The 23,581-nt window shown below is 67.0% G+C and carries 19 protein-coding genes, 1 tRNA gene and 2 pseudogenes; 15 read left to right on the top strand and 7 right to left on the bottom strand.

Annotation, left to right across the window (positions count from 1 at the left end; translation table 11 throughout):
- Positions 1-402, bottom strand: a pseudogene (locus tag A5756_RS06500) (FHA domain-containing protein); the annotation flags it as partial.
- Positions 403-482: 80 nt separating this feature from the next.
- Entirely contained in the window at positions 483-956 is a 474-nt protein-coding gene (locus tag A5756_RS06495; protein ID WP_066949219.1) for a MarR family winged helix-turn-helix transcriptional regulator, read from the bottom strand.
- A 194-nt stretch (positions 957-1,150) separates the two neighbouring features.
- Between A5756_RS06495 and A5756_RS06490 the strand changes: the two genes are divergently transcribed.
- The 4 genes from A5756_RS06490 to A5756_RS06475 are packed head-to-tail and all read left to right on the top strand — an operon-like array spanning position 1,151 to position 6,247.
- Positions 1,151-3,121 (top strand): ABC transporter ATP-binding protein, encoded by a 1,971-nt coding sequence (locus A5756_RS06490; protein ID WP_156659290.1) that lies wholly within the window; start codon positions 1,151-1,153, stop codon positions 3,119-3,121.
- Positions 3,118-3,969 (top strand): CbiQ family ECF transporter T component, encoded by an 852-nt coding sequence (locus tag A5756_RS06485; protein WP_066949213.1) that lies wholly within the window; start codon positions 3,118-3,120, stop codon positions 3,967-3,969. The genes A5756_RS06490 and A5756_RS06485 overlap by 4 nt, the downstream gene beginning before the upstream one ends.
- 21 nt (positions 3,970-3,990) lie before the next feature.
- Positions 3,991-4,452 carry an SRPBCC family protein gene (locus A5756_RS06480; protein WP_066949209.1) on the top strand — a complete coding sequence of 154 codons (462 nt, stop codon included), beginning with the start codon at positions 3,991-3,993 and terminating at the stop codon, positions 4,450-4,452.
- Positions 4,445-6,247 (top strand): sulfatase-like hydrolase/transferase, encoded by a 1,803-nt coding sequence (locus A5756_RS06475; protein WP_156659288.1) that lies wholly within the window; start codon positions 4,445-4,447, stop codon positions 6,245-6,247. The genes A5756_RS06480 and A5756_RS06475 overlap by 8 nt, the downstream gene beginning before the upstream one ends.
- A gap of 79 nt (positions 6,248-6,326) precedes the next feature.
- On the opposite strand, the gene A5756_RS06470 is transcribed toward A5756_RS06475, so the two are convergent.
- Complete coding sequence (locus tag A5756_RS06470) at positions 6,327-6,773, bottom strand: Lrp/AsnC family transcriptional regulator (protein WP_066949203.1); 447 nt, start codon at positions 6,771-6,773, stop codon at positions 6,327-6,329.
- A 111-nt stretch (positions 6,774-6,884) separates the two neighbouring features.
- Here A5756_RS06470 and ddaH point away from each other — a divergent pair, with 111 nt between their 5' ends.
- The 4 genes from ddaH to A5756_RS06450 are packed head-to-tail and all read left to right on the top strand — an operon-like array spanning position 6,885 to position 11,309.
- Positions 6,885-7,730, top strand: a complete 846-nt coding sequence (gene ddaH, locus A5756_RS06465) for a dimethylargininase (RefSeq protein ID WP_066949200.1) — start codon at positions 6,885-6,887, stop codon at positions 7,728-7,730.
- A complete protein-coding gene (gene rocD / locus A5756_RS06460; RefSeq protein ID WP_066949197.1) occupies positions 7,727-8,962 on the top strand; it encodes an ornithine--oxo-acid transaminase in 1,236 nt (411 codons plus the stop codon). The genes ddaH and rocD overlap by 4 nt, the downstream gene beginning before the upstream one ends.
- A 26-nt stretch (positions 8,963-8,988) precedes the next feature.
- Positions 8,989-10,434, top strand: a complete 1,446-nt coding sequence (locus tag A5756_RS06455) for an amino acid permease (protein ID WP_156659286.1) — start codon at positions 8,989-8,991, stop codon at positions 10,432-10,434.
- Positions 10,431-11,309, top strand: a complete 879-nt coding sequence (locus tag A5756_RS06450) for a universal stress protein (RefSeq protein WP_066949191.1) — start codon at positions 10,431-10,433, stop codon at positions 11,307-11,309. The genes A5756_RS06455 and A5756_RS06450 overlap by 4 nt, the downstream gene beginning before the upstream one ends.
- Here A5756_RS06450 and A5756_RS06445 read toward each other — a convergent pair.
- The 3 genes from A5756_RS06445 to A5756_RS06435 all read right to left on the bottom strand — a co-directional run bounded on the left by A5756_RS06445 (position 11,306) and on the right by A5756_RS06435 (position 14,379).
- Entirely contained in the window at positions 11,306-12,628 is a 1,323-nt protein-coding gene (locus A5756_RS06445; RefSeq protein ID WP_066949188.1) for a sugar ABC transporter substrate-binding protein, read from the bottom strand. The two genes, A5756_RS06450 and A5756_RS06445, sit on opposite strands and share 4 nt — an antisense overlap.
- A 79-nt stretch (positions 12,629-12,707) precedes the next feature.
- Positions 12,708-13,523, bottom strand: a complete 816-nt coding sequence (locus A5756_RS06440) for a carbohydrate ABC transporter permease (RefSeq protein WP_066949185.1) — start codon at positions 13,521-13,523, stop codon at positions 12,708-12,710.
- Entirely contained in the window at positions 13,510-14,379 is an 870-nt protein-coding gene (locus tag A5756_RS06435) for a carbohydrate ABC transporter permease (protein ID WP_156659292.1), read from the bottom strand. The genes A5756_RS06440 and A5756_RS06435 overlap by 14 nt, the downstream gene beginning before the upstream one ends.
- Positions 14,380-14,453: 74 nt before the next feature.
- Between A5756_RS06435 and A5756_RS06430 the strand changes: the two genes are divergently transcribed.
- The 5 genes from A5756_RS06430 to A5756_RS06410 all read left to right on the top strand — a co-directional run bounded on the left by A5756_RS06430 (position 14,454) and on the right by A5756_RS06410 (position 19,757).
- Positions 14,454-15,971, top strand: coding sequence for a TldD/PmbA family protein (locus tag A5756_RS06430; protein WP_066949225.1), 1,518 nt, complete (start codon positions 14,454-14,456; stop codon positions 15,969-15,971).
- Positions 15,968-17,341: a TldD/PmbA family protein gene (locus tag A5756_RS06425; RefSeq protein WP_066949178.1), complete on the top strand. Its 1,374-nt coding sequence runs from the start codon at positions 15,968-15,970 to the stop codon at positions 17,339-17,341. The genes A5756_RS06430 and A5756_RS06425 overlap by 4 nt, the downstream gene beginning before the upstream one ends.
- Positions 17,342-17,381: 40 nt before the next feature.
- Positions 17,382-18,248 carry a carboxymuconolactone decarboxylase family protein gene (locus A5756_RS06420; RefSeq protein ID WP_066949175.1) on the top strand — a complete coding sequence of 289 codons (867 nt, stop codon included), beginning with the start codon at positions 17,382-17,384 and terminating at the stop codon, positions 18,246-18,248.
- 393 nt (positions 18,249-18,641) lie between these two features.
- Positions 18,642-19,064: a hypothetical protein gene (locus A5756_RS06415; RefSeq protein WP_066949172.1), complete on the top strand. Its 423-nt coding sequence runs from the start codon at positions 18,642-18,644 to the stop codon at positions 19,062-19,064.
- Positions 19,065-19,361: 297 nt separating this feature from the next.
- Positions 19,362-19,757, top strand: coding sequence for a DUF732 domain-containing protein (locus A5756_RS06410; protein WP_197505438.1), 396 nt, complete (start codon positions 19,362-19,364; stop codon positions 19,755-19,757).
- Between the two features lie 123 nt (positions 19,758-19,880).
- Here A5756_RS06410 and A5756_RS06405 read toward each other — a convergent pair whose 3' ends face one another.
- Complete coding sequence (locus A5756_RS06405) at positions 19,881-22,490, bottom strand: cation-transporting P-type ATPase (protein ID WP_066949169.1); 2,610 nt, start codon at positions 22,488-22,490, stop codon at positions 19,881-19,883.
- A 204-nt stretch (positions 22,491-22,694) separates the two neighbouring features.
- Between A5756_RS06405 and A5756_RS06400 the strand changes: the two genes are divergently transcribed.
- Both A5756_RS06400 and A5756_RS06395 read left to right on the top strand, forming a co-directional pair.
- Positions 22,695-22,771, top strand: a tRNA-Ile gene (locus A5756_RS06400).
- Positions 22,772-23,129: 358 nt separating this feature from the next.
- Positions 23,130-23,581: pseudogene (locus A5756_RS06395) on the top strand (cytochrome P450); the annotation flags it as partial.

Below are 23,581 nucleotides of genomic sequence, written 5' to 3'. Positions count from 1 at the left end.
GGCCCGAGGGTGCGCAGCAGGTCGAGGGGCCGGACGAGGAGCTTGCCCGGGCGGGCCGGAAGGGTGGCCGGTGCGGAATACAAGCCGCGGGCCGCGCTGCGGATCGCCGATACTGATCGCCTGGCCGTCGCGAATGTTCACCGTCGACGCCCGCGCACCGTCGACGAAGATGCCGTTGTGGCTCAGGTCGATGGCCACCCAGTGGGTGCCGGCGAAACGCAACACCACCTCAGGGCGGGGCGGTGGCGGCGGCGATGCCGGATTCAGGAATCGCTCGAGCGCGATGTCGCTGCCCGGGCCGTAGCCGACGATCACGTCTCGGCCCGGGGCGAAGTCGAACCTCATCGACCCGACCCAGACGGTCAACGGGGAGGCTCTGAACGCGGAAGCCTCGGGCCGCATGGCCGCCACCTTTCGTCACGCCGGTCAGCTCGACTTAGTGTCTACCCGCCGGCCACCGTCCATCCACCGGGGTCCTGCGATCACAGGGTGTGGCGCCGGCCCGCCACCGATGCATTGTCGAGCAGCCGGCGCAATACCTTGACCGCGTCCGTCAGCACCTGGCGGTCCACCGGCTCGAGCAATGCCAGTTGCGGTTCGATCGCGGCGGCACGGTCGGCGCGAACGGCGTTGAGCGTGCGCTTCCCCTGGGGGGTGATGCGGATCCGGACCGCGCGGGCGTCGCCCGGGTCCACGGTTCGGGTGACCAGGCCGGCGTCCTCGAGCCTGCGCACCTGCGTGGTCATGGTCGGTTGCGAGCAGTGATCGACTGCGGCGAGGTCGCCGATCCGGGCCTCTCCATGCGCTTCGATCGTGGCAAGCAGCCTGGCCTGCGCCGCAGGCAGGGGCATCTGGATCCGCTGGGTGGCCAGCCGGTTGAGCCGCGCCACTACGGCGAGCAAATCCGCGCCCAGCTGTTGGGCCTCGATGTTTGCGGTCTCGACAACTCTGTCCATGTCTCCATAGTTCCATAGCTTTGCTAAGTGAGACGAATGGCGGCCGGCCGAACCGGGTCGGAAGTTACTCAGTGTGATGAAGCGACTTGGCGCCGCGCCCTGGCACAATCAGTGAAGTGAATGCCCGTCGCCCCGTCCGTTCGCGCCGTCGGGGTGGACCGTTACAACCGGCCGAATTGGCACAGGCATCGGTTATGGGGGCGCTCTGCGCGGTCATCGCGATCATCGCCGGAGTAATTCCGTTCGCCCAGGGACTGGCGCTGCTGGGCACGGTGCCGATGGGGCTGCTGGCCTACCGTTACCGGCTGCGAGTGCTGCTCGCCGCCACCTTTGCTGCCGGAATGATCGCCTTCCTCATCTCCGGGCTGGGCAGTTTCCTCACCGTCGTCAACTGCGCATACATCGGCGGGTTGACCGGATTCGTGAAACGCAGGGGCAGGGGCACCCCGACGGTGCTCGCCTCGTCCCTCGTCGTCGGGCTCGCCGTCGCCACCGCAACGGTCGGCATGTTGATGGTGCTGAATCGGCTGCGGCATCTGATTTTTCAGGTGATGACGGCCAACGTGGATGGTGTTGTCGCATTCCTCAAACGGGTGGACCTGCAATGGCTCGGCGCCGACGTGAAGCGGTGCTTCGAATTCGGGCTGCATTACTGGCCGTGGCTGATGCTCGGCTATGTCACCTACGGGGTGATGTTCTCGTCGTTGATCGGGTGGTGGGCGCTTTCGCGCCTGCTCGAACGGATGGGCAACGTTCCGGACGTGCACAAACTCGACGCCCCTGACGAGTCGCCCGGCGCCACGATCGGGCCGGTGCCGGTGCGGTTGGAGAAGGTGCGGTTCCGCTACCCGCACGCGAAGCAAGACGCCCTGCGCGAAATCAGCCTGGAACTCCAAGTCGGAGAACACGTTGCCGTCATCGGCGCCAACGGTTCCGGAAAGACGACGTTGACCCTGATTTTGGCCGGTCGGCAACCGACGTCGGGTACCGTGCAGCGCCCGGGCGCGGTGGGGTTGGGCATGTTGGGCGGCACGGCGCTTGTTCTGCAGCACCCGAAGAGCCAGGTCTTGGGAACCCGGGTCGCCGACGATGTGGTCTGGGGGTTGCCGCCGGGCACCGAGGTCGATGTCGACCACTTGCTCCGCGAAGTAGGTCTCGAGGGTTTTGCCGAGCGTGATACCGGCAGCCTGTCCGGTGGGGAACTGCAGCGCTTGGCCCTGGCCGCGGCGCTCGCCCGGGAGCCGGCGCTATTGATCGCTGACGAGTTCACCAGCATGGTCGATCAACAGGGCCGTAACGTCCTGTTGAACGTGCTGTCAGGCCTTCCCCAACGGCATCGGACTGCGCTGGTGCACATCACGCATTTCGACAACGAGGCCGCGTCGGCGGACCGGACCATCAACCTCAGCGATTCCCCCGGCAACGCCGGCATGGTCGAGACGGCTCCGCCCCCGGCGCCGGCCATCGCAGTCAAGCGGGGTTTCAGCAAGCCGGTACTCGAAATCGTCGACGTCCGACACGAATACAACAGTGGCACGCCCTGGCAGAAAACCGCGCTGCGCGGGATCAGCTTCGTAGTCGAACAGGGCGACGGGATTTTGATCCACGGCGGCAACGGGTCGGGCAAGTCGACGCTGGCGTGGATCATGGCCGGGCTGACCGTTCCCACCAGCGGTGCCTGTCTGCTTGACGGTCAACCCATCCGTGAGCACGTCGGCGCGGTGGGGTTGTCGTTTCAGACGTCGAGGCTGCAATTGATGCGCAGCCACGTTGGCCTGGAAATCGCTTCCGTGGCCGGGTTTTCGGAGCGTGACGTGAACCGCGTGGCCGCTGCTCTGCGCGCGGTCGGTCTGGAGCCCGCCATGGGCAATCGCCGCATCGACCAGCTCAGCGGTGGCGAGATGCGGCGGGTGGTGCTGGCCGGACTGCTGGCGTGCTCGCCACGCGTGTTGATCCTCGACGAGCCGTTAGCCGGGTTGGACATCGGTAGCCAGCGGGGCCTGCTGCGCCTGCTGGCCGATCTGCGCCGTCACCGAGGCCTCACCGTGGTGGTTATCTCGCACGACTTCGTGGGTTTGGAAGAGGTGTGCCCAAGGGTCCTGCATCTGCAGAATGGCGCGCTGCAGTCTCTGTCGGCCACCGCCGCGGCCGGGGGTGTGGCGTGACCACAACCTCATCCTCCGCATCGGGGAGAAAACGGCGCAGTTCTCGTCCGGTGGTGCTGCTGGTTCCGGTGCCCGGAAGGTCGGCCATTCACAACTTGTGGGCCGGCACCAAACTGCTGGTGGTATTCGGTGTTTCGGTGTTGCTGACCCTCTATCCGGGCTGGGTGACCATCGGGGCGGTGGCCGTGCTCGTGGTGGCGGCGATCTGGATCGCACATATCCCCCGGGGTGCGGTTCCGTCGATTCCGCGGTGGCTATGGGTCCTCCTGGCATTGGGTTTTGTGACCGCGGCGTTGGCCGGCGGTAGCCCCGTGATCTCGATTCACGGCGTCAACATCTGGCTCGGCGGAGCGTTGAACTTCCTGCGGATCACCGCGCTGTCGATCGTTCTGCTCGGGCTGGGGGCCATGGTGTCCTGGACCACCAACGTCGCCGAAATCGCCCCGGCGCTGGCCATTTTGGGCCGCCCGTTCAAATGGCTGCGGATTCCGGTCGACGAGTGGGCGGTGGCCCTGGCCCTGGCGCTACGCGCCTTCCCGTTGTTGATCGAGGAATTCCAGGTGCTCTACGCCGCTCGTCGATTGCGGCCCAACCACATGCCGCAGGGTCGCAAGGCTCGGGTTCGCCAGACGACGGGCAACTCGATCGACTTGGTTGCCGCCGCCATCGTGGTGACCCTGCGGCGTGCCGACGAGATGGGCGACGCGATCACCGCTCGCGGCGGCATCGGTCAACTCTCCGCCGATCCGGCGCGGCCGAGATTGGGTGATTGGGCGACGCTCGCGGTCACCCTGGCGATCAGCGGTGCCGCGGTGGCGATCGAGACGATATTCCATCTGACTCGATGATCATTCGCGTAGCGTGAGCGCGTGGCCGACATCCACCGGACTCGCACGATCGCGGCTCGCATCGGTGACGTCTGGGAGACGCTCGCGGACTTCGCGGCGATCAGTTCGTGGGCCGGCAATGTCGACCACTCGTGCATCTTGTTTTCCGGACCGGACGGAGCTCCCGTCGGGACCGCCCGGCGGGTGCAGGTCAACCGCGACGCACTCGTCGAGCGCATCACCGAGTTCGACCCGCCCCGCGCCCTCGGCTACGACATCGAAGGCCTGCCCAGGCGCCTGCGCAGGGTGTCCAACCGCTGGACGCTGGCACCCGCCACCGCCGATTCGGCCGCCGCGACGGCGGTGACCCTCACCAGCACCGTCGAAATCGGTCCGCACGCAATGCAAAAGCTGGCCGAACTGGCCCTGTGCCGCGTCCTCGCGCGACAGTCCGAATCAATGCTCGCCGGGCTTGCGAATCGATTGGAGCATGCTGGTGTCTGATCGCCCCGACGTCATCGTCATCATGACGGACGAGGAACGCGCGGTGCCGCCGTACGAGGCTCCCGACGTGCTCGCCTGGCGCGACCGGAGGCTGACCGGGCGCAAGTGGTTCGACGACCACGGCGTCAGCTTCGCTCGGCACTACACCGGCTCGCTGGCCTGCGTGCCAAGCCGCCCAACCATTTTCACCGGACACTATCCCGACTTGCACGGCGTCACCCAGACCGACGGCATCGGAAAGACCGCCGGCGATTCGCGCATGCGCTGGCTACGCCAGGCTGAAGTGCCCACGCTGGGCAATTGGCTGCGGGCCGCCGGCTACGACACTCACTACGACGGCAAGTGGCACATCTCGCACGCCGACCTCACCGACCCGAGGACCGGTGGGCCGCTGGCGACCAACGATGAGAACGGTGTCGCCGACGCCGCCGCGGTGCGGCGCTACCTGGAGGCGGATCCGTTGGGGCCGTTCGGATTCTCGGGATGGGTCGGCCCGGAGCCGCACGGGGCGGCACTGGCCGATGCCGGTATCCGCCGCGACCCCCTGATCGCCGATCGGGTGGTCGCATGGCTCACCGACCGCTACGCCCGCCGCCGCGCCGGCGACCCCGCCGCGCTGCGCCCGTTCCTACTGGTCGCCAGCTTCGTCAATCCCCACGACATCGTGCTGTTCCCGACCTGGTCGCGGCGGAGCCCGGTCAAGCCGTCGCCACTCGACCCGCCCGCGGTGCCCGCCGCGCCCACCGCGGACGAAGACCTGTCCACGAAACCGGCGGCGCAGATCGCCTTTCGCGAGGCCTACTACTCCGGCTACGGCCCCGCGCCCGCGATCGAGCGCACCTATGGGCGCAACGCGCAGCGCTACCGCGACCTGTATTACCGGCTGCACGCCGAGGTGGACGGACCGATCGACCGCGTCAGGCGTGCCGTCACCGAATGCGGCTCGCGCAACGCCGTTTTGGTGCGCACGGCCGATCACGGCGACCTGCTGGGCGCCCACGGCGGTCTGCACCAGAAATGGTTCAACCTCTACGACGAGGCCACCCGCGTCCCCTTCGTCGTCGCCCGCATCGGTGCGCACTCGACGCGGCCACGGCTGGTCACCGCACCCACCTCACACGTCGACCTGGTCCCCACGCTGCTGGCGGCGGCGGGCGTCGATGTCGCGGCGGCGACCGCCACACTGGCCCAGTCGTTCTCGGAAGTACATCAGCTGCCCGGCCGGAACCTCATGCCCATCGTGGATGGTGCCCCGGCCGACGAGACCCGCGCCGTCTACCTGATAACCCGCGACAACATGCTCGAAGGGGACAGCGGCGCTTCGGGATTGGCTCGCCGCCTGAAACGGACCGTCGATCCGCCTGCGCCGCTGCGCATCCGGGTCCCCGCCTACACCGCCTCCAACTTCGAGGGGCTGGTGGTCCGCGTCGACGAGGCGACGGCCACCGGTGGCGCAGGCCATCTCTGGAAGCTGGTGCGCACTTTCGACGACCCGAGCACCTGGACGGAACCAGGAGTGCGGCACTTGGCGGCCAACGGGCTCGGGGGAGAGGCTTACCGGACGTCCCCGCTCGACGATCAGTGGGAGCTATACGACCTCACCGCGGACCCGATCGAAGCGATCAACCGTTGGCCCGATCCGGATCTGCACGGCGTGCGTCAACACCTGCGGACCGAGCTCAAGCAGGCCAGGGCCAGTTCCGTCCCGGAGCGAAACCGTCCGTGGCCCTATGCATCTCGCCGACCGCCGACGGCGGGGCCGTCGAGGCTGAGGCGCCTCGTTCGAAAGCGCTGAGGCCGCGAGCGTAACGGGACTGCGAATATGGACTGCAATTTCGCAGTGTCGTTACGCGCGCGCCGCGCGCGACCGCGTCTCAAGTCCGCATCCGGTCGATGAGATTCGACAGCACGACGATGCTTTCGCTGCGTTCGATGTCCGCGCTCGAGCGGATGCGTTCGAGCGCCGCCTCCAGATGACGCATGTCGCGGGCCAGCACATGCAGGATCGCATCCGACGTGCCGGTGACCGTCGCCGCGCTGACCACCTCGGGCATGTCCACCCACGCCGCCCGCAGTCGCTCGGGCTCGATGGTGCCGTGGCAGAACACCTGCACGTAGGCCTCTGTCTTCCAGCCGAGCGAGCTAGGGTCGACAACCGTCGTGAAGCCCCTGATCACACCGTCATCGAGCATCCGATCGACGCGGCGCTTGACCGCCGGCGCCGAGAGGTTCACCGTCTGGCCGATTTCCGCAAAGGTGGCCCGGGCGTTTCTGGTCAGCTCGGCCAGGATGCGCTCGTCCGTCTCATCCAGGCGGTCCATCCGTGACTCCTTAATAAATCGCCGTTACACGCGCAATGGCGCAATAGATCGACTATAGATGCGCAAGAAACGTCGTTTGCTTGTTTTAGGAGGCGCAAATACCGTTGATCTATGACGGATTCGTACGTGGCGGCACCCGCGACTGCCAAGCTCGTGCGCACGCCGCGGGCCCGCCGGTACGCGATGACGCCGCCGGAGTTTTTCGCGGTGGAGTACGCGATCAACCCCTGGATGGACATCGCCACGCCCGTCGACGTCGGCGTCGCGAAGGCCCAATGGGACGCCCTGCGCACGAGCTACCTACGGCTGGGGCACCGGGTGGAAGTGATCGAGCCCGTGCCCGGGCTCCCGGACATGGTGTACGCCGCCAACGGCGGATTCATCGCGCGCGACGTCGCGATCGTCGCGCGGTTTCGATTCGCCGAGCGGACGGGCGAATCACGCGCCTATGCCGAATGGATGTCCTCACTCGGGTACCGGCCGGTGTCCACCCGTCATATCAACGAGGGGCAGGGCGACTTGCTGATGGTCGGGGAAACGGTGTTGGCGGGTTACGGCTTTCGCACCGACCGGCGCGCGCACCCAGAAATCTCCGCGGCGCTGCGGGTGCCGGTCGTCTCGCTCGAGCTGGTGGATCCGCGCTTCTATCACCTCGACACCGCGCTGGCGGTTCTCGACGACCGCACCATCGCGTTCTACCCGCCGGCGTTCAGCGCGGCCGCACAGGACCAGCTGCAGGCGCTGTTTCCCGACGCGATCGTGGTCGGAAGCGCCGACGCGTTCGTGCTCGGCCTCAATGTCGTCTCCGACGGCCTGCACGTCGTCCTCCCCGCCGCGGCAACGGGTTTCGCCGCGCAACTGCGTGCGGCCGGTTTCGAGCCGGTCGGCGTCGACCTGTCCGAGCTCCTCAAGGGCGGCGGTTCGGTCAAGTGCTGCACATTGGAGGTGTTTCCGTGACGATCCTCGACGCCCGGACTTCGACCCAAACCGAGGCGGCGATCGGCCTGGTCGAACGCTATGCGGCGCATAACTATTCGCCGCTGCCCGTGGTGGCGGCCAGCGCGGAGGGTGCGTGGATCACCGACGTCGAGGGCCGGCGTTATCTGGATTGCCTGGCCGCCTATTCGGCGGTCAACTTCGGCCACCGCAACCCCGAGATCACCGCGGCGGCCCATGCCCAGCTCGACGCCGTCACGTTGGTGAGCCGCGCGTTCCATTCCGATACGCTCGGCCCGTTCTGCGCCGCCCTTGCCCAGCTGTGCGGCAAAGACCTGGTGTTGCCGATGAACTCGGGCGCCGAAGCCGTGGAGAGCGGTCTCAAAGTCGCCCGCAAGTGGGGTGCCGAGGTCAAGGGTGTGCCCGACGGCCGCGCCAATATCATCGTGGCGGACAACAACTTCCACGGCCGCACGATCAGCATCGTCAGCTTCTCTTCGGATCCCGTGGCCCGGGACGGATTCGGACCGTTCACCCCGGGATTCCGCTCCGTGCCCTTCGGGGACGCCGCCGCTCTGGCCCGCGCGATCGACGACGACACCGTCGCGGTCCTGCTCGAGCCGATCCAGGGCGAGGCTGGCATCGTCGTTCCGCCCGACGACTACCTGCCTACCGTGCGCGCCTTGTGCAGCGAGCACGACGTGCTGATGATCGCCGACGAGATTCAGTCCGGCCTGGCGCGCACGGGGCACACCTTCGCGTGCGATCACTGGGGCGTGGCGCCGGATGTCTACCTGCTCGGCAAGGCGCTGGGCGGCGGCGTCGTTCCCCTGTCGGCGGTGGTCGCCGACGACGAGGTCCTGGGCGTGTTGCATCCCGGCGAACACGGGTCCACCTTCGGCGGCAACCCGCTGGCGGCCGCCGTCGGCACCACCGTGGTTTCCATGCTGGGTCGCGGAGAGTTCCAAGCCCGCGCGGCGCAGTTGGGCGCGCACCTGCACGCGCGCCTGCGCGAACTGGTGGGTCACGGCGTGCTGGCGGTGCGCGGCCTGGGACTGTGGGCCGGCGTCGACGTCGACCCCGCGCTCGGGACTGGCAAGCAGCTGAGTCTTCGGCTGGCCGACCGTGGTGTGTTGGTGAAGGACACCCACGGGTCGACGTTGCGATTCGCGCCACCGCTGGTGATCGGCGAGCAGGAGATCGACTGGGCGATTGAGCAGTTCGCTATGGTGTTGCGGGAGGCTGGCCCATAATCAGCTGATCGAGCAAGGAGGGGCCATTGCCACCCACGTCGATCAGCTTGAAAGAGCAGATGCTGCGGCGCCGCCCGGTTGTCGGCACGCCCGTCGCGTACGGGGCCGCGGACCACCTCAAGCGAACCATCGGCACCTTCCAGTTGACCATGTTCGGGGTCGGCTCGACGGTCGGGACGGGCATCTTCTTCGTCATGTCTCAAGCCGTGCCGGAAGCCGGCCCCGGAGTGATTCTCTCGTTCCTCATCGCCGGGCTCGCGGCCGGGCTGGCGGCCATCTGCTACGCCGAATTGGCCTCCGCCGTACCCGTTTCCGGATCTTCCTATTCGTATGCGTACACCACTCTGGGCGAGGTCGTCGCGATGGGGGTGGCGGCCTGCCTGCTGCTCGAATACGGGGTGTCGACCGCCGCGGTCGCGGTGAACTGGAGCGGTTACCTCAACAAGCTGCTCAGCAATGTCTTCGGTTTCCAATTGCCGCATGTCTTGTCGGCCGCGCCGTGGGATGCGCGGCCCGGCTGGCTGAATCTCCCGGCGATCATCTTGATCGGGATGTGCGCGCTGCTGCTCATCCGCGGCGCCAGCGAATCAGCCAGGGTCAACACGATCATGGTGCTGATCAAGCTGGGAGTTCTGGTCATCTTCGCGATCGTCGCGTTCACCGCCTTCGATGCGAGCCATCTCCGCAATTTCGCGCCATTCGGCGCTGCGGGCATCGGCTCGGCCGCCGGCACCATCTTCTTCTCTTATATCGGCCTCGACGCCGTGTCCACCGCCGGTGACGAGGTGAAGAACCCGCAGAAGACCATGCCGCGCGCGCTGATTGCGGCGCTGGTGACGGTCACGAGCGTCTACGTGTTCGTCGCGCTCGCCGCACTGGGCACCCAGCCGTGGCAGGACTTCGCCGGGCAGCAGGAGGCCGGCCTGGCCACCATCCTCGACAAGGTCACCCGCGGCAGTTGGGCCAGCACGATTCTGGCCGCGGGCGCCGTCATCTCGATCTTCTCCGTCACCCTGGTCAGCATGTACGGGCAGACCCGCATCCTGTTCGCGATGGGACGCGACGGGCTGCTGCCAACGCGCTTCGCGCGCGTGAACACGAACACCATGACGCCGGTGGGCAACACGGTGATCGTGGCCATCGCAGCCTCTGCGCTGGCCGCCTTCATACCGCTGGAAAAGTTGGCGGACATGGTGTCCATCGGGACGCTCACCGCGTTCGTCGTCGTATCCGCCGGAGTGATCATCTTGCGGGTGCGCGAGCCCGACTTGCCGCGCGGCTTCAAGGTTCCCGGTTATCCCGTCACGCCCGTCCTTTCGGTGCTGGCGTGCGGTTACATCCTCGCCAGTTTGCACTGGTACACCTGGATCGCGTTCAGCGGCTGGGTCGCGCTCGCATTAGCCTTCTACTTCGTGTGGGGCCGCCATCACAGCGCGCTCAACAGCGAAGCGCTCGAGCGGGACGCGCTGTGACCGTCGTCGTCGGTTACCGTGCCGGCAAGGTGGGACTCTCGGGTTTGCACCTGGGCGTGCGCATCGCGCGCACCCGCGGAACCTCGCTCACCGTGGTGACGATTGTGCCCAAACCGTGGCTGACGCCGTCGCTCGCCCGCGTCGACGCCGAATACGAGCTGTGGGCCGATGCCATGGCCGACGAGTCGGCGAAGGAGGCCGGCGGCGTCCTGAACACGGTGGCCGACGGAATCGCGGTCACGTACCTGCACCGCGCGCACGGCTCCGTGTCGGGGGGACTCCTCGAGGTCATCCACGAGATTGACGCCGACGTGCTGGTGCTGGGTTCGTTGCCCAGCGGCGGGCACGGCCAAGTGCTGATCGGCTCCACCGCCGACTGGCTGCTGCATGCGTCGCCCGTTCCGGTGGCCATCAGCCCCCGCAATTACCGTGCACACCAAGGCAAGTTGACCCGCCTCACCTGTGCCTACTCGGCCACCCCCGATGCGATCGACGTGGTGAGACGCTGCTTCGAGTTCGGTCAGCGATTCGGCGTGCCGATGCGGGTGATCACGTTTGCGGTCCGTGGCAAGACGATGTATCCGCCGGAGGTCGGGCTCGAGGTCGAGGATCAGGTATTGCAGGCCTGGGCGTCGCAAGCGCGCGGCATCCTCGAGGAGCTGAAGACGAGCGGGATCGTCAGCGAAGATGTTGCGCTGCAGGTGGTTACCGGCCGCAGTTGGAAAGATGCGCTGGCGGAGGCGGATTGGCAGGAGGGCGAGATCCTGGCATTGGGCACCCGGCCGCGCGGCGACATCCGGCGGGTCTTCCTCGGTTCCCGCAGCGCGAAGATCATCCGGGAAAGCCCCGTGCCGGTGCTGGTGCTGCCGGGCTAACGCTGCGCCGCGGCGTTCGCGGCCGCCTGCGCCCGCTTCAGGGTTGCCGCGATATCGCCGCGGCCCAAGAACATCTCGTCGAAATAGGGCCGCAGGGCATCGTTGCCGGCGGCGAAGCCGGCGCCGCCGGGAGCCGCGATGCGCGGGCCGTTGAGCACGGCGAAGAAGGGTGTGACGTCGACGCCCCTGGTGGACCAGTAATGGAAGTAGACCGGCTGAGCCGACAGGACCGCCGGGATGGCCGCGCCCTCGCGACCCAGGAACTCGTTGCCCTCCTTGCTGCCCATCCAGGCCAGGACCTGACGCACCGCGTCGGGATGTTTCGTCGCGGCATTGCCCGCCGCCGCAATGCCGTTCGTGACGCTCACCCGTCCGACCGGGCCCACCGGCATCATCGCCACCCCCCAGCGGAAGCGGGCATCGCGGGCCACCGGCGCCAAGTTGTAGGTGCCGGACTGGAACAGCGCCATCCTGCCGGCCAGGAACTGGTTGCGGGAGAAGTCGCCGTTGTCGTTGGTGTCGGACGCCGGCGGCGCGACGTGGTCGTCATTGATCAGGCCGACCAGATAGCGGAAGGCTTGCACGGCACCGGGATTGTCGAACGCGAACGTGTCGCCGCGCTGGAAAACACCGCCGGCCGAGCCGATGTAGTTGAGGTAGATACCCTGCGGGTCGTTGGCGGCGTTGTAGCCCCACTGCCGGACCCGTCCGGCGTCGAAACCCGCCGTGTTTCCGGGACGTCCGTCGGCGTCCACGGTGAGCCGGGTGAGCATAGGCCGCAGCGTGTCCTCGTCAGCGGCGCCCCACCGCAACCCGTTCAGCTGGGCGGGGTCGACGCCGGCCGCGGCGAGCAGGTCTGCGTTGTAATACAGCGCGATCCCGGCATCGGTCAGCTGCGGCACCCCCCACAGCGTGTCTCCACGGGTGAACTGGCCGACGACCGCCGAATCCCACGCCGGGGCGGCCCTGTCGATCTTCATCAGCCGACCACTGTCGGCGTAGGCGGCCAGATAGGCGTTGGACAGCCAGAAGATATCGTCGGCACTGCCGCCGGCGATATCGGTGCGAAGCGTGTCGAAGTACGTCGAATACGCGACCACGCTGGTGTGCACCGCGATATCGGGATGCGCGCGATTGAACGCCTCGAACGACTGCCGATAGGCCGCGGCGATCTGCTCGGCCCAGACCCGCACCGTCACGACGATTTTGCCGCCGGGGGGCTGGCCGGAGTAGTCCAGCAGTACCGCGGTCGCACCCAACAGCACTGCGACCAGCGCGAGCGCCCCGGCCATCAGCGTCGAAAAGCGGGGCCGGCTCATGTCGCGCACCGAGATTGCCGTGGTGGTCGTGGATCGCCCGGAATCGCAGCCGTTACGGCAATCTCGGCGCGCGAACGGCTCACTTGAGCCCCGAGACGACGATCGATGCGACGATGTGACGCTGGAAGACGACGAACAGCGCGATCAGCGGGACGATCGCGACCGTCGTCGCCGCCATGACCAACGTCCACTGCGAGTTGAACCGCGACTGCAGATCGGCCGTCGCCACCGTAAGCACCCGCCACTTGTGGCCACTGGTGATCACCAAGGGCCACATGAAGTTATTCCACTGCGAGACAACCGTGATCAGCGTCAAGGCGGCCAACACCGGTCGGCTGGACGGAATCACCACGTGCACGATCACGTCCAAGGTGTTGGCTCCGTCCAGGTGGGCGGCGTTGACCAAGTCGTTCGGGATGATCCGAAAGTGCTCCCGCAACAGGAAGATCGCGTACGGCGAGCCGAACATGAAGGGCAGCACCAGCGCCCAGAACGTGTTACGCAGGCCGAGCTGGGCCATCATCAGATACAGCGGCACCACCGTGACCGTCCCCGGCACCATCAACGTCGCGATGTAGACCCAGAACAGAGCGTCGCGCCCCGGAAACTGCAAGCGGGCGAACGCGTATGCGGCCAATACCGAAAAGGTCAACTGGCCCACCAGGATCACCGCGGTCATCAACGCGGTCACCGCCGCCGCGCGGCCGAATCCGGCTCCACCGAGGTCGGCGTAGTTGGACAGAGTGAATGGTCGTGGCAGCTGCAGCGGCGTACCGGTGGCGAACTGGTGCGCCGAGGTGAACGAGGTCAACAAACCAAGGAGAAAGGGGACCAACGTGATCAGCGCACCGAGGATGAGCCCGCCGTAAATGGCGAGCCGGCTAAGTGAGGTCATAGCTGATCCGCCGCCGGAAGTAGAGGTGCTGCACCATCGTGGCGCCGATCAAGATGACGAACAGCACCACCGCCATCACCGACGCCCGCCCGATGGCCGCCGCGCCAAAAGCCTCGGCGTAGATGCGGTGGGCTACCAGATCGGTGCTGCCCCCCGGTCCGCCGCCGGTCAACGCGTAGACCATGTCGAAAACCTGTGCCGTGCTGACAATTCCGGTCACCAACACGAAGAACGTGGTCGGCCGCAGCATGGGCAGGGTGATGCGCCAGAACCGTTGCCAAGCGGTGGCGCCGTCGGTGCGCGCGGCGGCGTGAATGTCGTCGGGGATCGCCAGCAGGCCCGCCAGGAACGACAGGGAGACGTAGCCGACGTTGGTCCACACGACGACGGCCGACACGAGCGGCAGGGCAAAGCTGGGGTCCGAAAGCCATTCGATGCTGTGTCCCAGCAGGGTGCTCACGGCCCCGTCGGTCGGGGCCAAAATCCAGCGCCACAGCACGGCGATCGCCAGCGGCGCGCAGATCCAGGGCAGCACGTAGAGGGTGCGGAACAGGCCGGTGCCGGGAAGCTGGCGGGCCAGCATGGACGCGGCCAGCAGGCCCAGCACCGTCTGCGCCGGCACCACGATCGCCACGAAGAGAGCCGTGACGATCAGCGAGTTGGCGAAGTTGCGATCCGTCAACACCGACCGCCAGTTGGCCACGCCCACATAGTGCAGCGGGCCCAGCAGGTCCCAGCGGTAGAGGCTCAGCCAAATCACCACGAGGATGGGCAACAGCAAGAAGGCCACGACGCCGAACAAGCTGGGCGCCAGCAGGGCATAGCCCAGCGCGGTGGAACGAGGCTGTGTCCTCAGGGCGCCGCTGGCCATGGAGGTAATTAAAGCGGGCGGGGCCGGGGTTTGGGGTGAACGGCCGTTACGGTGGATCCGTGACACCGAACCGGGGGATCGATGCCGACTTCCTGAACCTGCCCCGCCACCAGTTGGCCGAGGCTGCGCTTTCGGCGGCCGGCGCGGCCGGCGCCAGCTATGCCGACCTGCGGGTTCACCGCATCGTCACCGAGATCATCCAGCTGCGTGACGGCGAGCTCGAGACGGCGGTTGTCAACCGCGAGGTCGGTCTGGCGGTGCGGGTGATCGTCGATGGCACGTGGGGATTCGCCTCGCACGCCGAGCTCGCGCCCTCGGTCGCGGCCGAGACGGCGCGTCGCGCCGTGCAGGTGGCCACCACCCTGGCGACGCTGAACAGCGAGCACGTCGAGTTGGCGCCCGAGCCGGTGTACGCCGACGCCACCTGGGTTTCCGATTACCGGATCGACCCGTTCAGCGTCCCGGCGAGCGACAAGATCGGTGTGCTGGAGGAATACTCCGGCCGGCTGCTCAGTGCCGACGGCGTCGATCACGTGTCGGCCGTTCTCACCGCCGTCAAGGAGCAGACGTTCTACGCCGATACCTTCGGATCGTCGATCACCCAGCAGCGGGTGCGGGTGCAGCCGTCGCTGGAGGCGGTGACCGTCGACGCGGAGGCGGGCAGCTTCGACTCGATGCGCACGCTGGCCCCGCCGACGGGGCGCGGCTGGGAAGTGCTCGCCGGCGACGAGGTGTGGAACTGGACCGACGAGCTGGCGCAGTTGCCGTCGCTGCTCGCCGAAAAGGTCAAGGCGCCCAGCGTGACGGCGGGGCGCAAGGACCTGGTGATCGATCCCACCAACCTGTGGTTGACCATTCACGAATCCATCGGGCACGCAACAGAATACGACCGGGCCATCGGCTATGAGGCCGCTTACGCGGGAACGTCTTTCGCCACGCCGGACAAGCTCGGCACCATGCGGTACGGCTCCCCGGTGATGAACGTGACCGCCGACCGCACCGTCCAGCACGGGTTGGCCACCATCGGTTACGACGACGAGGGGGTGGCGGCGCAAAGCTGGGATCTGGTGCGCGACGGGGTGTTCGTCGGCTATCAGCTCGACCGGGTGTTCGCTCCGCGTCTCGGGCAGCCGCGGTCCAACGGGTGCTCGTATGCCGACTCGCCGCATCACGTGCCGATTCAGCGGATGGCCAACGTGTCGCTGCAGCCGGCGCGCGAGCACGTCAGCACCGCCGACCTGATCGGCCGCGTCGAGGACGGCATCTACATCATCGGCGACAAGTCATGGTCAATCGACATGCAGCGCTACAACTTTCAGTTCACCGGCCAGCGGTTCTTCCGCATCCGCGACGGTCGGCTGGATGGTCAATTGCGAGACGTCGCCTACCAGGCCACCACGACCGATTTCTGGGATTCCATGGAGGCCGTGGGCGGCCCGTCGACCTGGCGGTTGGGCGGCGCGTTCAACTGCGGCAAGGCGCAGCCCGGCCAGATCGCCCCGGTCAGCCACGGCTGCCCGTCGGCCTTGTTCCGCGGCGTCAACGTGCTCAACACCCGGACCGAGGGCGGCCGATGATCACCCCGCAGCATGTCGTCAACCTTGTGTTGGAGGAGGCCGCCAAGCTCGGCGGTGCCAGCGAGACCATGGTGCTCGTCACCGACAAAGTCGAGGCAACGTTGCGCTGGGCGGGCAATTCGATGACCACCAACGGTGTTTCGGTCAACCGCAGCATCACGGTGATCTCCGTCGTCCGCGCAGGGTCCAGCGCACGGGTCGGCACGATGGTTTCCGCCGAGGTGGATCCGCGGGTGATCCCCGAACTGGTGGCGGCGTCCCAGGAGGCGGCCCGCTCGGCGCCCGAGGCCGGTGACGCCGCGCCGCTGTTGACCGATACCGGGGCGCCGGTCGATTGGGACGCGCCGGTGCCCGGAACCGGGCCGTTGGTGTTCGCCGATGTCGCCGACTCCTTGAGTCGTGGGTTCCGTGGCGCCGATCGGTTGTATGGCTTTGCGCACCACAGCGTTTCGACGACGTTCCTGGCATCGTCGACCGGAGTGCGCCGCCGCTACACCCAACCCGCCGGGGCGGTGGAGATCAACGGCAAGCGCGGCGACGCAAGCGCATGGGCCGGTATCGGCACGCCCGACTTCGTCGACGTGCCAATGGATTCGCTGCTCGAGGAGCTGTCGATGCGGCTCGGCTGGGCCGAGCGCCGCGTGGAACTTCCCGCGGGGCGCTACGAGACGATCATGCCGCCGTCCACGGTGGCCGACATGATGCTTTACCTGGCCTGGTCGATGGCCGGCCGGGGCGCACAGGAAGGCCGCACTGCCTTCTCGGCGCCGGGCGGTGGGACGCGGGTGGGGGAGCGGCTCACCGAACTGCCTCTGACGCTGTTCTCCGATCCGATGGCGCCGGGGCTGGCGTGCACGCCGTTCGTCGCGGTGAGCAGCTCGTCGGAGACGGCGTCGGTCTTCGACAACGGCATGGAGATCGGTCAAGTGGACTGGATCCGCAACGGGGTGATCAACGCGCTGGCGTACCCGCGCGCGACCGCGGCCAAATACGATGCCCACGTCGCGGTGGCCGCCGACAACCTGGTGATGACCGGCGGATCGGCCGAGCTTGCCGACATGATCGCGGCCACCGAACGCGGCCTGCTGCTGACCACGCTGTGGTACATCCGCGAGGTCGACCCCACCACGCTGTTGCTCACCGGGCTGACTCGCGACGGCGTCTACCTCATTGAAGATGGCGAGGTGACCGCCGCCGTCAACAACTTCCGGTTCAACGAAAGTCCGCTGGACCTGCTGCGGCGGGTCACCGAGGCCGGGGCGAGCGAGAAGACCCTGCCCCGGGAGTGGGCGGACTGGGCCACCCGCGCTGCCATGCCGTCCCTGCGGATACCGGACTTCTATATGTCTTCGGTGAGCCAGGCGCAATAGGCGATTGCCGCCGGGCCGGCCGCGTTCTAGCGTGTGACGAATGGTGGCTCCGGTTTCGGTCCAAGAAGATCAGCTCTCCCGGTTGGTGGCCCTGGCTCCGGGCTCGCCGGCGGACGCGCGCATTGCGGCCCTAATTCGGCGGACGTGCGCCCAGACGCTGTCGCTACCGCCACTGCCCAGTCCCGTCGATGTCGTCGCGCCCGAGTCGGAGGCCGAAGCCGTCGCCACCGAGTTCGCCGAGCAGTTCAGCGCCGACGTCTCCGCGATCACCGAAGGGCAGCGGTCCCGGTTGATCAAGCACCTGGGCGATAAAGCATTTGGCGTAGTGGTCCTGATGTATATCGCCGACTTCGTGCCGCGGGTGCGGGCCGGGCTGGAAGCGCTCGGAGTCGGATCGGGGTACTTGGGCTGGGTCGACGGCACCATCGAGTGGGACAGCACCACCGACCCGCAGGGGCCGGTGTTCAACGACTTCTTGCCCGCGGTGGCCCGGATGCGTGCGCTGGACCCGGTCACCTCCGAGCTGGTCCGGCTGCGCGGGGCGGCTCAGCACAATTGCCGGTTGTGCAAGTCGCTGCGCGAGGGCACGGCACTCGATGCCGGCGGTTCGGAGACGCTCTACGACGAGATCGATCGCTTCGAGTCGTCGGCGCTGCTCGATGACCGCGCGAAAGCGGCCCTGCGCTACGCCGATGCGTTAATTTGGACCCCTGCGCACCTCGCCGCCGACGATGTCGCCGAGGTGCGCTCCCGGTTCTCCGACGCCGAGGCCGTCGAGCTCACCTTTGACATCATGCGGAATGCAAGCAACAAAGTTGCCGTCGCTTTGGGCGCCGACGCCCCCAGGGTGGAGCAGGGTACCGAGCGATACCTGCTCGGAGCCGACGGCAAGACCGTCTTCAACTGAGCCGTTCGGCGGCCGAAGCGGCCCCGGTGCGGGGCGATTAGCCAATGGTCAAGAGGCTTTCGACCCTGCCTAGGAGGCCTCAGCGGGCGTGGATCGGACGACGGCCCGAGGCCCGGGGCGAAGTAGCGAATGTTAACCATCCGTACACGGTCACGCAAACTAAAGTTCGCCGCTCAGGCCGCAGGTACTGGCTAAATTTATGTCGCGACACCAAAACTCATATGTGAACTCATATGTGCCGGTGATCTCAGATGGCAGCGCCGCCTGAGTTTACGACCATAGACCGCGTGACTGTTAGCCGTTGCCCGGATCGCTGTCGGTTAGCAGTTACCACACAAGGCTTGGCTTGCGTCGGAGAGCAACTTCGCTTCCCACGCAGAGGGAGGACCGGAGATGACAACCACCCGTTCGCGCCCGCGCATGCGCGGGTCATCGGTCTGGGTTGCAGGCGTCGCGCTGGGGGCCTCGATGCTCGGTGGCGCGGTGCTGTCGGCGCCGCAAGCCTCGGCGTCTTGCCAATTGAGTCCGAAAGACGACCAGTACATCCAGCTGCTCGCGCAGAACAAGATGGTCCACAACGCCGACTTCAGCGATTGCACCGAGGCCGCCGAGGGACGGTGGTTCGCCGACCAGGTCCGCAACCATCCGAATCCGTTCGGAGAGGCCCAGGAGCTGGTCAACATGATCACGAACACGACGTCGATGAACCAGGCCCAGGCCGAGTGGGAGGTCGAGTCGGCGATCTACGTCTACGCGCCGGACGTGATCCCCAAGATCAAGGATCAGGCCGCGCACGCAGACTGGCCGACGGCGTAACGACTCGGCTCGCCAGCTAACTCAAGTAAGGCACCGGCACCGCCGGCATCGGCGATCAAAGCGAAGCGCGTGATTGCCCGTCGGCGGCGGCCGTCGATCGCCTGCGGGTCACCTGGCGGTCGGAAGCTTCTGAATCGCAACGATTTTGGCTAACCACTGTTCATTCATTGTTTGACGAACCGGTCGTTTGCGACGCTCGTCGACGGTGGTACTAGAGCGTTAGCGCGAAAGGAAAATCAGCAAATTTCCACGATGAGGGGGTCTGGAGAAGTGACGACTACACGATCGCGCGCGCAGATGCTGGCGGTGGGGGCCGCCGGCGTTGTGGGAGCCGCAATGTTCGGTGGTGCCGTGCTCACAGCGCCGCATGCCTCGGCGTCGTGCAACATGAGCCCCGCCGACGATCAGTACATCAAGCTGCTGGCGCAGAATAAGATGGTTCACAACGCGGATTTCAATGATTGCAGCGAGGCCGCCGAGGGACGGTGGTTCGCGTCTCAGATCCGGTCCAACCCAAACCCGTTCGGAGAGGGTCAGGAGCTGATCAACATGATCACCAGGACCACGCCGATGAGCCAAGCCCAGGCCGAGTGGGAAGTTGAGTCGGCGGTCTATGTCTATGCACCGGACGTGATTCCCAAGATGAAGGACGAGGCCGCGCGGCAAGTGCCCGGGCAGCCCGCGCCCGTGTGACGCCCCGATGCCGCCCCCGGCGGCGTACTTCGCGGGCGTGAGCTGGCCTGTGCGTAAGGAATGTTGAAGCGCCGAAAGGGCTTTGGCTCTTTGCGTTCGCTATGCAGTGAAACTGCACGAAGGTCAGGGATGCGCCTCAACCCGTACTGCGCGTGATTTCGAGGACGCTGGTCGGCGATGCGCCCGCCGGTACTTGTCCAGCGCGTCGACGCCAAACAGGAGCGGCATCGCGGCCAGGGCGACGGCCCAGCCCCACAGGGGTGGATTCCATTGACCGAGCAACCGTGCGATGGGTGGCACCCACAGTTCGACAAGGGAAAAGGCCAGCCCGATGAACGCCGCGGGCACCAGGAGCCGGTTGGTGACCCAACCCAACGCTCCCGGCCAGCGCGAGGAGGACCTGCACGCGAAGACGTTGGCGGTCTGGGCGAAGACGACGGTGATGAATGCCGCGCCGGATGCCATTGCCAGGTTGTGCCCGGTCGGGAATGGGTTCGGGGGACGCCAGCCGAGCGCCATCAGGGACACCACGAAGGCGGTGAGCGAGACGGCCGCCTCGAGCGGCCCTAGCACCCCGAAGGCCCGGCGCAGCACCGTGCGGTTCATTAGCCGGCCGTGAACCGGTGGTCCCTCGAGCAAGTGCTTCGCGGGCGGCTCGGCGCCGAGTGCGACCGCCGACAAGGTGTCGGTGCCGATGTCGAGCGCGATGATCTGCAGAACACCGAGCGCGAGTGGGAACAGGCCGCCCGAAAGCGCCCAGACGAGGAAAGGTGCCAGCTCGGCAACATTGTCGGTCAGGTGGTACGTCAGGAACCGGCGGATGTTGACGAAGGTGGCGCGCCCTTGCTCGATGCCGGCCACAATGCCTGCGAAGGAGTCGTCGAGCAGAACCAGGTCGGCCGCCTCGCGTGCGACGTCGGTGCCGGAGCGGCCCATCGCCACGCCGATGTCCGACTCGTGCAGTGCCGGCGCGTCGTTGACGCCGTCGCCGGTCATCGCCACCACGTGGCCCCGGGAGCGAAGGGCACGGGCGATGCGGAGTTTGTCCTCGGGAGAGACCCGAGCGATCACCACCCCGTCGTGGTCGAGGACGGCGGCGAGATGCTGCTCGTCCTCCGGTAAGTCCGCTCCCAACAGCACGGCGGAGTCGGCGGACCGTAGCCGTACCTCGTTGCCGATGGCCGTGGCGGTGGCCGGATGATCACCGGTCACCATCGCCACTTTGACGCCCGCCTTGCGGCACGCGTCGAGGGATGTGGAGATGTCTTCACGCGGCGGATCCTCGAGCGCCACCAGGCCGAGCAGGCGCAACCCCTGGTCGCATTCCTGCTGGTCCCGGGGGGTGCGACCATTCCTCGGGGCCGCGGCGACGGCGAGTACTCGGAGCCCCCGGGCGGTCAGGGTATCCACGGCTTGGTGCGCCGCCGGCTCGTCACCGCAGAGCGGAAGCACGGCGTCCGGCGCCCCCTTGACGACGATCTCGTCGGCCAGCGCGACAGCCATGCGGCGCAGCCGGGGATCGAAGGGGAACCGCAGCTCGGCGTGGGCGGTACGACGGTCTTCGACGGTGTCGATGCCCAGTCGTCGGGCGAACGTATCGAGGGCAGCCTCCATCGGGTCGCCGTGGGCCCGCCACTGCCCGTCGACTTCTTCGGCGTATCCAGTGGAGCAGCGTTCCCCGGCCAGGGCGAGCCGGCGAATGGGCTCCTCTGCGATTGGTGAGGACCACGTGAGCCGCGCTGTGGGCGAGTAGCCGGCGCCGTCGATGGTCAACGAGCCGGCCGGCGACCAGGCTTCGACCACCGTCATCTGGTTGCGAGTGAGGGTTCCCGTCTTGTCGGTGCAGATGAAAGTCGTGGACCCGAGCGTCTCGACGGCCTCGAGGTTGCGGACCAGGATCTGCCGCTTCGCCATCTGCTCCGAGCCCCAGGCGAGAGACAACGTCACGGTCGGCAGCAGCGCCTCCGGGACCAGGGCGACCGTGACCCCGATCGCGAACACGAAGGCCTGCTGGATCGGGTTGCCTACGAGCACAGAGACGAGCAGGAACAGCGCACCCACACCGATTGCGATCGCTGCGATGAGGCGGACGACGCCACGCAAACCGCGGGTCAGTGGCGTGTCCGGTTTCCTGGTCGAGGTTGTCAGTCGGGTGATGCCGGCCAGGCGGGTCTGTTGGCCGATAGCGGTGACCAGGGCACGCGAATCTCCTTCCACCACAAAAGTGCCCGCGAACAGGGGCTCGCGTGCTGCGACTGCGCCGGCCTCGCTCTCGCCGGTGAGCATGGAGGAGTCGACGAGCAACCGGTTCTGGCTGAGCACTACGGCGTCCGCGGGAACGCGGTCGCCGCTCTCGAGTAGCAGCACGTCGTCGACGACTACGTCCTCGGCCTCGATCACCCGCCGAGCGCCGTCGCGCAAGACCGTGACGCGCGTCGGCAGCATCTCTTGGAGCCGGTCGGCGGCCCGGTCTGCCCGCGCTTGTTGGATCAGGGAGAAGACCCCGTTCAGCACGATGACCGCGATGATGGCGCCGCTGAGTTGGGGCAGCTTCGCCATGAAGGCGAGCACCGCGGCTGCCCAAAGCAGCAGGGCGAAAAAGTGCGTCAGCTCCCCGAGCAGCCGGCGAGCGGTCGACGGCCGCCTCGCCGCGGGGAGCTTGTTGGCACCGCCCTGCGCGCGTCGCTTGGTCGCCTCGGCGGTCGTCAGGCCGAGCGTCATGACGTCGGCCATGGCTCTCCTCTCGCTGAGCGCGACGTGTGATCTCTCGGCGACGATGCCAAGTGCTGTGGCAGGGCCCCTCACGATTCGTCGCCAGCAACCGACGAAATGCTATAACCGGCGCGGCCGAACGGCCGAACACCTGATCTGCCCGGGATCCCGCCCGGCGGACATCGATGTCGGCGTTCGGCTACCGTTTCCTACGGAACATCGCTAGGGGCGGTAGCTCAGTTGGTTAGAGCCGCGGACTCATAATCCGTTGGTCGCGGGTTCGAGCCCCGCTCGCCCCACCAGGTGTTTTGTGAAGCTAGAGGGCCTGCGCGGCGTCCCGTTCCGTGCTGTTCGCCACGGCTCAAGGGGCGCCACGTCCACGCCGCGTCCACAGGGCGTCCACACACCGGGTCATGAGCCGTGTGAGTCAGCAACCCGACTCCGCTACTGGGCTGCCTTCAGGGCACTACATGAGGTTGGGTTCTGCTGAACACTGAGCGGACGTTAAGACCATAGAACGTATGATCACAGCAGGCGATTTGTCTCTTGAACACGCGATTTATCACGTTGCATTGACTAACTTAGGACGCTGGTCATACGCTTTTGGTATATATGTCCGTAACTGACGCCTATCTGGCTCCAACGGAAGTTGAGACACCGATGAACGCCCACAGCACCGCCCCCAACGTCCTCGACGCCGGCCTGCCCACGTTCAATTACAGCCTCACCGCCACGCCGCACGACATCCTCGAGGATGTCCGAGAGGCGCAATCGTGCGCGCCCATCGCGATTGGGCCCCTCGGCCCGGAAATCCTTTCGTACGATATGGCTCGGGAAATCCTGCGCGACAACAGGTTCCGCATGCCGCCCGGCATCACGCTGGCGGCGCAGGGCATCACCTCGGGCCCGCTATACGACAAACTGATGAGCAGCCTTTTAGGCCTCGAGGGCGCCCCCCATACTCGCTTACGCAAGCTGGTGTCGAGAGCGTTCACCCCCCGCGCCACAGCCGGTCTTCAAGACACGATCCACGAAGTGGTGAATGGCCTGATTGATCGGGTGATCGACGCCGGACGATGCGAGGTCGTGAGGGACATTGCCCGCCCTTACCC

Source organism: Mycobacterium sp. 852002-53434_SCH5985345 (assembly GCF_001667155.1).
In the GTDB taxonomy this organism is placed as follows: domain Bacteria; phylum Actinomycetota; class Actinomycetes; order Mycobacteriales; family Mycobacteriaceae; genus Mycobacterium.
The sequence above is the reverse complement of the archived record's forward strand: the minus strand, read 5'-3'. Positions and strand labels throughout refer to the sequence as shown.